Annotated in this window: 4 protein-coding genes and 3 pseudogenes; 5 read left to right on the top strand and 2 right to left on the bottom strand. The window is 37.6% G+C overall.

Features of this window, described 5'->3' with window-relative positions; translation table 11 throughout:
* Nucleotides 1-224: 224 nt before the first annotated feature.
* The 5 genes and pseudogenes from AFK68_RS22675 to AFK68_RS22660 all read left to right on the top strand — a co-directional run.
* A pseudogene (locus AFK68_RS22675) lies at nucleotides 225-1390 on the top strand (16S rRNA (cytosine(967)-C(5))-methyltransferase); the annotation flags it as partial.
* 1 nt (nucleotide 1391) lies between these two features.
* Nucleotides 1392-1790 (top strand): annotated as a pseudogene (locus AFK68_RS39540) (16S rRNA (cytosine(967)-C(5))-methyltransferase); the annotation flags it as partial.
* 417 nt (nucleotides 1791-2207) lie between these two features.
* Complete coding sequence (locus AFK68_RS22670; protein ID WP_246844349.1) at nucleotides 2208-3314, top strand: reverse transcriptase domain-containing protein; 1107 nt, start codon at nucleotides 2208-2210, stop codon at nucleotides 3312-3314.
* Nucleotides 3315-3410: 96 nt separating this feature from the next.
* On the top strand, nucleotides 3411-4355 hold the full coding sequence (locus AFK68_RS22665; protein ID WP_094675303.1) for a reverse transcriptase family protein: 945 nt from the start codon (nucleotides 3411-3413) through the stop codon (nucleotides 4353-4355).
* A 1051-nt stretch (nucleotides 4356-5406) separates the two neighbouring features.
* The gene (locus AFK68_RS22660; protein WP_094675301.1) at nucleotides 5407-6366 is read left to right on the top strand and encodes a 3'(2'),5'-bisphosphate nucleotidase; all 960 of its coding nucleotides are present in this window, start codon (nucleotides 5407-5409) and stop codon (nucleotides 6364-6366) included.
* A 251-nt stretch (nucleotides 6367-6617) separates the two neighbouring features.
* Here AFK68_RS22660 and AFK68_RS22655 read toward each other — a convergent pair.
* A pseudogene (locus tag AFK68_RS22655) lies at nucleotides 6618-7192 on the bottom strand (Uma2 family endonuclease).
* A 632-nt stretch (nucleotides 7193-7824) separates the two neighbouring features.
* Nucleotides 7825-8994 (bottom strand): FAD-binding oxidoreductase, encoded by a 1170-nt coding sequence (locus tag AFK68_RS22650; protein WP_094675299.1) that lies wholly within the window; start codon nucleotides 8992-8994, stop codon nucleotides 7825-7827.
* Nucleotides 8995-9185: the final 191 nt, after the last annotated feature.

The following is a 9185-nucleotide window of genomic DNA, read 5'->3' as shown; positions in this document are numbered from 1 at the left end:
GGTTTATAGAATTTATGATTTTAGCAACAATATTAGGGCAATAAACCCGGTTTATTGTTTGGGTAAAAAAGTTAAAGTCATAGCTCCAAATTATGTTATAGTATTTCTCAGACTAATGAGGTACACCTATCTTTATTTCTATTAGACATCTCCAATAATAAACAATAAAATCAATTATTTCTGCCTACTCCCTACTCCCTAATCCCTATTCCCTATTCCCTTTTATGAATAATAACCCCCGTCAATTAGCTTTTATCATCCTCCAAGAAATACATCGAAAACAAGCTTTTGCTGATTTTGCCTTAGATAAATATCTCAGAAAAAATGACTTAATTGATGTTAACCGCAGATTAGTTACAGAATTAGTTTATGGTTGTGTCAGAAGAGAGCGATCGCTTGATGCTATTATCGACGAATTAGCAAAAAAGAAGTCTCACCAACAACACCCAGATTTACGGATAATTCTCCATATTGGTTTATATCAATTATCTTATTTGGAACAAATTCCAGAGTCGGCAGCAGTTGATACAACGGTTGAGTTAGCTAAACAAAATAAGTTTGCTAAATTAGCTGGTTTTGTTAATGGTTTACTCCGAGAATATATTCGGCGCAACTTGACTATAAATCTGCCAGAAAATCCAGTACAAAAATTAGGAATATCCTATAGTTTTCCCGACTGGATAATTGAATATTGGATAGAAAAATTAGGTTTAACCGAAGCAGAAAAATTATGCTCCTGGTTCAATAAATCCCCAAGTATTGATTTAAGAATTAATCCTCTCAAAACTTCTCTTGAAGAAGTAGAAATAGCAATTAAAAATACAGGTATTTCTGTTAGCAGAATTTCCCAACTTCCCCAAGCATTAAGATTAACTGGAGCAGTCGGTAAAATCCAAAAATTACCAGGTTATAACGAAGGTTGGTGGTCAGTTCAAGATAGTAGCGCTCAATTAGTTAGTTATTTATTAAATCCCCAACCAGGAGAAATAATAATTGATGCCTGTGCTGCTCCTGGAGGTAAAACAACTCATATAGCAGAATTAATGGGAGATAATGGTAAAATTTTTGCTATTGATAAAACTGCTTCTCGACTGAAAAAATTAGAGCAAAATGCCGAAAGATTGCAGTTAAAATCTATTTCTATTTCTACAGGTGATAGTCGAAATTTACCACAATTTATTAATAAGGCAGACAGAGTTTTATTAGATGTTCCTTGTTCTGGTTTAGGAACTTTACACCGTCGGGCAGATGCGCGGTGGAGACAAACTTTAGAGAATATTCAAGAACTAGCAAAACTTCAGAGTGAATTATTAGAAACTGCTGCTAAATGGGTGAAACCTGGAGGAATTTTAGTATATGCGACTTGCACAATTTATCCTTTAGAAAATGANAAGGCAGACAGAGTTTTATTAGATGTTCCTTGTTCTGGTTTAGGAACTTTACACCGTCGGGCAGATGCGCGGTGGAGACAAACTTTAGAGAATATTCAAGAACTAGCAAAACTTCAGAGTGAATTATTAGAAACTGCTGCTAAATGGGTGAAACCTGGAGGAATTTTAGTATATGCGACTTGCACAATTTATCCTTTAGAAAATGAGGGAATTATTGAAGAGTTTTTAGCTAATAATTCTGAGTGGGAAATTGAAGCCCCGAACATTGATTTTATAGTTTCTCCTTGTACAGAAGGATGGATAAAAGTTTGGCCTCATAGAGAACAAATGGATGGATTTTTTATGGTTAAGTTAAGAAGGAAGAAGGAAGAAGAAAGAAGGAAGAAGGAAAGATATTAATAATTAGTGCGATTTTTCGGGAACCGTGCATCTTGCTCGCGTGGGTGTACCTCACCCTACTGGACTGTTTTACCTTATAATATAGAAACAAACACAAAAAAAGGAGTAATTATGAATTTAGTTTGTGAACTTCATCAGGGAATTTCTGAAAATGAGGCTAAGTTATTCTTTTCGNCAGTAAAATTAGCAGGATATTCTAAATGAGATTTTATATAAGTTTTAGGACAATACAATATCCCTAATTTTAATTATTATGCTGAATAATTGCGGGAAGAGGTAAGTAATGACTGATTTAATTATTGCTGATAGTAGCTGTTTAATCTGGTTAGAAATAATTGGTAAAATAGATTGATTACCGCAGTATAAAAAAAAATATATGTCTTAAAATAAAAAGTCAAATATTTTCTAATTTTCGATATGGACTTAGATGAAATTATTAAAAATGGTATTGAATACTACGGTCAAAAAAACTACGAACAAGCTATTGAATACTTTAACCAAATTATCAGTTTTAATCCTAACTATGCTAAAGCATATCACTACCGAGCTTTAGTTCGGCGACGGCAAAGAGATGACCAAGGTGCTAGAAAAGACTTGAAGCAAGCATCCTTACTTTTGGGAGACCGAGAATACACTGCCATGTCTCAACAAATGCTGGAGTTAATTGGTTGCGATTATCAACACGAATCTCCCCCAATCGAGTATGATGATGATTGGTATTATCAGCAGGATAATTGGATTTTTTATGATGAGAATTGGTACAGTGATTATGATGAATTGTCAGAAATATTTCCCGAATATTTTCCTCCCTCTTGGGAATATGAAACTGATATATTAGATGGATATGCTTGGGCAGGAGAAGAGTTAGAACGACTCGAAAGATGGCTCTGTAGAAAACTAGAACGTGCTTGTTATCTTCAGAAAAAACGTGCAATAAATGCCGAATTTAATGAGGATAGATTACGGGAGAATAACTTGCCATTATGTAATTCCCATGAAGAGATTGCTGCTGCTATAGGAATTAGTATTTCCGGATTACGTTGGTTAGTTTATTCACAAAAAAAATACCACTATACTGATTTTAAAATACCCAAAAAAACTGGTGGAGAACGAAACATATCTGCACCTATTCCTCAATTAAAAAAAGCACAAAACTGGATTCTAAATAATATTTTAACCAAAATCCAACCACACGATGCTGCTCACGGATTCCGTACTCAACGTTCGATAGTTACGAATGCTCGACCACACTTAGGGAAAGAAGTTATTATTAATATTGACTTAAAAGACTTTTTTCCTTCTATTTCATATAAACGAGTTAAAGGGCTTTTTAAATCTTTTGGATACTCAGAAACAGCATCAATAATCTTTGGTTTAATTTGTACTGCACCAAAATTAAAAGAGATAGAATGGGAAGGAAAACCACATCAATTATTATCCTGGACAGAACGTTATTTACCCGTAAGTATTCACCTATTAGCATTCTGCACGAAATGCGGAATGCTGGGCAAAGAGCTTTTGTAAAGAATCAAGCAATTCTAAGATTAGCTGATGACTAACTTTATTCATAACTTTTAATTCTCTTTAGAGGCTAATTTCTTCTTTGCTGATAGCTAATAGCTGACGGCTGAATGCTTACATTTACCCCAGGGTTCTCCCAGTAGTCCAGCTATTAGTAACCTTCTTTGTCGGAAGTTAGATAGCAGGTTAACTGAAATGGCTATAAAATATGGTTTTAATTATACTCGTTATGCTGATGACCTAACTTTTTCTGGTTCTGGAGAGAGTCTCAAATATATTTCTCAGATTCTGAAAAACACGCGATTAATTGTCAGATTCCAAGACTTTGAAATCAACGAAAATAAAACTAGAATTATGCGGAAATCTCGGCGACAAGAAGTTACTGGAATTGTTGTAAATAGTGATATGAATATTTCTAGAGAAACTTTAAAACGCTTCCGCGCTACTCTATATAATCTTGAAAAAGATGGTTTAGAAAATCGACATTGGGGAAATTCTCAAGGTGGTGATATTATTGCCTCAATTGAAGGATTTGCTAATTTTATATCTATGGTAAATCCTCAAAAAGGAGCTAAATTTCAACAGCAAGTAACTCGGATTAAAGAAAAATATAGACCTAAAAAAACACAAGACAGTCTCACTCCCCAACTCATAACTAAATCCGATATTATTGCTTTAATTAATGACGATATCAGAAAGTTGCATTGGAGTAATCAAGATAGGCGAATATATTTAAGGCAAGTCTACGGGAAACAATCACTTCAACAATTTACAGAAGAACAATTGCTGAAAGTACAGCATCATTTAAAAAATCATTTAACAATCAGTATACAAACCCCAATACAAATTTTTTTCCTGGAAATTAGTCATGTTGACAGGAGTCAGCTTTGTAGTTTTTTAGATGCTTTATCCCAAAAAAATACAGAGGTCGCTCGCTTGGGGTGGAGCAGACTACGGGAACAAAATTATCTTGAAGAAATTTATGAGAAATATATGCCTAAATACTTAACCTACTGGACTGACACAGCTAAAACTGTGCATTAGGGAGTAGGGGAGTGGGGGAGTAAGGTAGGGACGTTGCATAAGGGCGTCCGTACGGGAGAAGGACTGTTGTTGGGTTTTGTTCCTCAACCCAACCTACATTTATTGCACCATTTAAGGTGTGTCAGTCTACTACCAAGAGTTACTAGAATTTCTAGAATACTTGAAATCTCAGCCAAGTCCATAATTCTTATTTGAGATATTGTCCAACTCAAGATAAAAGTTATCAATATAGATATCCCCTCTTTTTGAACCATGTTATAATTATGATTTTACGCACAACTGTTAATAGGCAAAACAGCCTTGCAATCTGGGCGGTGGAGCGCCGTCCATGTCTTAATGATAACTCTTAATCGCCTGACCATCCGGTTTTCGGCGAATCACCAAAATACTAATATTGTTTGGTGGACATTTACGAAGGGGTAATCTGTTAGCAGGGGTGCGTTGCATTATATTACTTTACCCCGCTCAGCGCCAGTAGGGTGCGTTAGGCGCTAGCCGTAACGCACCACTATATAATTCAAAAATCACATAAGGAATTAATTATTAAGTAATCTGTGGGATGGGTTAAGCTTCCCTAAAAAATGGCGGGTTAAGCATTCATAAAAGATGGTGCGTTACGCTTTCCTTTCCTGCGGAATGCTTCGCAAACGGAATGCTGCGCAAACGCTAACACACCCTACTGGACTCTGACTTGAAAATAATCAAGGTAATAAACCCGGTTTCTTGTTTCGCTGCGTAACTCTTATTCACCCTCAATTCAGTAGGGTGTGTTAGGCGCTAGCCGTAACGCACCACTATTAATATTAGCTCAAAAATCACATAAGGAATTAATTATCAAGTAATCTGTGGGATGGGTTAAGCTTCCCTAAGAAATGGTGCGTTACGCTTTGCTCAGTGGATTAAAAGATTGTGCGTTACGCTTTCCTTTCCTGCGGAATGCTTCGCAAACGGAATGCTGCGCAAACGCTAACACACCCTACTGGACTTCCCACAATTTTTAACTTGACAAATCTAATATATTCTATGAATAGTACCTAACATAAAATTACTCATGGCATACGATCGCGAAAAACAAATAGCAATAGAATCTGCCCTAGCAGCAGCTAAACTCTGTGAACAGGTGCGTGGCAATATACCCCCCGCAATGGAAAAGGGCGACAAAAGTCCTGTAACTATTGCTGACTATGGCGCTCAGGCGTTGATTTGCAAAGTTTTAGCTGAGGTTTTTCCGGATGACCCAGTGGTGGGAGAAGAAGATGCAACTGATTTACAGACTCCAGAAATGGCAGAAAACTTGACAAAAGTGACAAATTATGTAAAGGAACAAATTGCAGATGCTACCCCAGAACAGGTGGTACAGTGGATTAACCAAGGTAACGGTAAAGTTGGACCTCGTTATTGGACGTTAGACCCCATTGATGGCACAAAAGGGTTCTTACGTCAAGACCAATATGCAGTAGCATTAGCATTAGTGGAAGGAGGAGAAGTGAAGGTCGGGGTGTTAGCTTGCCCGGCGATGCCAGTGGAAAACAACAAACCAGGAATGCTATATGTAGCAGTGCGGGGTGAAGGGGCAGCAATGATGCCTATAGCAGGAGGCGAACTGACTCCAATTAAGGTTGTGCAGGCGGATGATACTGCTAATCTCCGGTTTGTTGAAAGTGTGGAAAGTTCCCACGGCGACCAAGATCGTCAGAATGCTGTAGCAAAAGCAGCAGGTATTACCGAGCCATCAGTTAGGGTAGACTCCCAAGCAAAATATGGTATTGTGGCATCTGGAAAAGCTGCTTTATATTTGCGTTTGCCCTCACCGAAGTCTCCAAACTACCGAGAAAATATTTGGGATCATGCTGCTGGAGCGATCGTTGTTGAGGAAGCAGGAGGGCGCGTCACTGATCTAAATGGTAAACCTTTGAATTTTGCTGATGGCTCGAAAATGGTTGATAACCGGGGTGTGGTTGTGAGTAATGGGATAATTCACGACCAGGTTTTATCTGCTTTAAAAGAATAGACATCTGTATAATTCTAGTAGTGGACTGACACACCTTAAATGGTGCAATAGATGTAGGTTGGGTTGAGGAACCGAAACCCAACAAAAATTTTGCTCCCCTACTCCCTTACTCCCCCACTCCCCTACTCCCTAATGCACTAAATTAGTTGTGTCGGTCCAGTAGGGTGCGTTAGGCGGCTAAAATTTAGACGGTGAAAGGTATTTAACAATCCGTCGTAACGCACCATTTAATATGTTTCGGTCTACTAAAACTATGTTTCCCCAAAACTGACATCTTCATACAAATTATCAATGCTAGTACGAAAGTCAATGCTTGCTAGGTGAATTTCACTGCCTTGAGTGTAGGTATGTAATACCCAAAGTCCCTCTGCATTACGACGGAAGCATTCCAAACGTTGGCGTTTTTGGTTAATTAAGACGTATTCTTGTAGAGTTTGTAATTGCTGATAGTTAGCAAATTTGTCACCCCGATCAAATGCTTCTGTGCTGTCAGATAAAACTTCCACTATTAAACAAGGATATTTTTTATGGTTTGTCAATGCTTTATCTCTCTGGCATCACAAGTTACCATGACATTGGGATAGTAGAATGTATTGGCAGTTTCTATATGAGCTTTCATGTCTGACATATAGACGCGACAACCACTGCCTCGCAGAAAATTTCTTAATGCTGAAGCTAGGTTGAGGGAAATTGTGACATGGGCATCATTAGCATCTGCCATTGGGCATACTTGTCCGTTAATGTATTCGTGTTTGACGGAACTTATTTCTTCTCCTGCTAGATATTCTTTAGGAGAAATGTTATTTGTATTTTGGTTAGCAATCATAATTTTCGAGATCAAGATATTATCATATAAGCGATAAAAAAGTTTTTGTTTGTAGTATTGCTCTAGCCCGAAGTATAGATATAGATATTGCTCAAACCCTACAAACTTTAATTATAAAAACTTAAATTAAGTACAAATCTATTATAATAGAAAATCTAGTGTAGCAATCAGGAATGAGATTTGAAAAAAACTGTAGGGGTTGGGAAACCAAACCCCATTAGACTACTCCAAAAATGACAAATAAAATCAATTATTATCCATAAATTATCAATTATTCTCTCCTGTTCCCTATTCCTTCTTCCTTCTTTTCTGGAGATGTCTATTATGTTGGCTAGGGTTTGGAGACCAAACCCCTACAATAAAATCTTACAACCTATTTAGGATTACTATAGTTGTAATAATTACATGAAAGGAAGGAAAATAAGAATAGAAAAACATGGTCATTTCAGTTATCAGTTAACAGTTAGCCTCTGATCGGAGGAACTCCGTTAACAGTTATCAGTACCTCTATGGAATAAGGATGCTTGAAATACGGAATATGCTCTTTTTTTTATCCCCTTAAAAGAGGAGGCTTTAGACCAGAATTTTTCGATAACAGCAATAATTTAACTTCTGAATTCTAAATTCTGACTTCACTTCACAATCATTTTCTCAACTGCTTCTGCTGTCGCCGGAGCTAACAACACTCCATTCCGATAATGACCAGTTGCCAATAACACATTTTTAAACCCTTCTAAATAACCAACTGCAGGAGCAGCTTGACCTTCTGGGCGAGGTCGCAAACCAGACCATTTCCTGAGAATAGTTGCATCTGCTAAACCCGGACAAAAACTAATTGCTCTCGCCATCACCGTATCTAATAAATTGGAGTCAGCAACCACCTCACCGATATCGTTGGGAAATTCTACTGTTGCTCCCACCCAATATTCATTTTCTGTCACTGGTACAATATTCACGTCATCCCCAGTTATAACTGGCTTAAAATCTGGGTTTCCTAAAGGTGCTGGCACTTGCAAATGTACGGCTTGACCTAATACAGGTACAATGGTAAATCTATTATCAACATTAGATTTGCGCTTCAGTTGCAGGGACTGTAGTTTACCTCCTTTTATTCCTTGCAAACATGGTAATGAACCCAACCCCGCAGCAACAACTAACCAGTCAACATCTGCTAAAGCAGGAGCTTTTTTTGTCTCATCTAAACTTTTTATGTGTACTTGACGACAACTAAATTCATTTTTTGGATGGGAAATAGTTTTATATTGCGCAACAGTAACTCCAAAATGAAACTTAACACCATTTTGTTGAGCAGCTTCGACTAAAGCTAAAGTTAACTCAACAGGGTTAACTTGTAAATCTTGGGGAGAATAAATAGCTGCTGTAACTTCGGATGTTTGGAGTTGGGGGCAGCGATCGCTCAGTCGTTGCACATCCCACATTTCTAATGGCAAACCGTCTGCTGCTCGAATATCTATTAATCTTTGCCATTTATCTAGATCGTCCCCAGGCAAACATAACTGTACAATACCTTGACGGTTATGGGAAATAGGGCGATTTATTTTTGCCTCTAACTCAGGAATTAAACTGTGATAAGTTTCCACGCTCATTCGCCTCATTTTCCAAGGTCTGCCTTTTGCTTTTTGACTAATAACTCCCATCAAAACACCCAAAGAAGCACCTGTAGATGCTTGAGCTGGCATTTGTTTATCTAAAACTGTAATTTTTAAACCTTCTATTTTGCTAAGTTGATAAGCGATCGCCGCTCCAACTATTCCACATCCAATAATTACTATATGACTCATTTTTTTTTCTAGGGAGTAGGGAGTAGGGGAGTAGGGGAGTAGGGGAGTAGGGGAGTAGGGGAGTAGGGAGAAAGATTTCTGAAAAAACTGTAGGGGTTTGGTTTCCAAATCTCATTTTGGCGCTCGGTTTGGAGACCAAACCCCTACGATAAAATTAACATCTCATTTTGGCGCTCGGTTTGGAGACCAAA

The sequence above is a fragment of the Hydrocoleum sp. CS-953 genome, assembly GCF_002260545.1.
In the GTDB taxonomy this organism is placed as follows: domain Bacteria; phylum Cyanobacteriota; class Cyanobacteriia; order Cyanobacteriales; family Microcoleaceae; genus Trichodesmium.
This window is presented reverse-complemented; position numbering and strand designations above follow the sequence as displayed.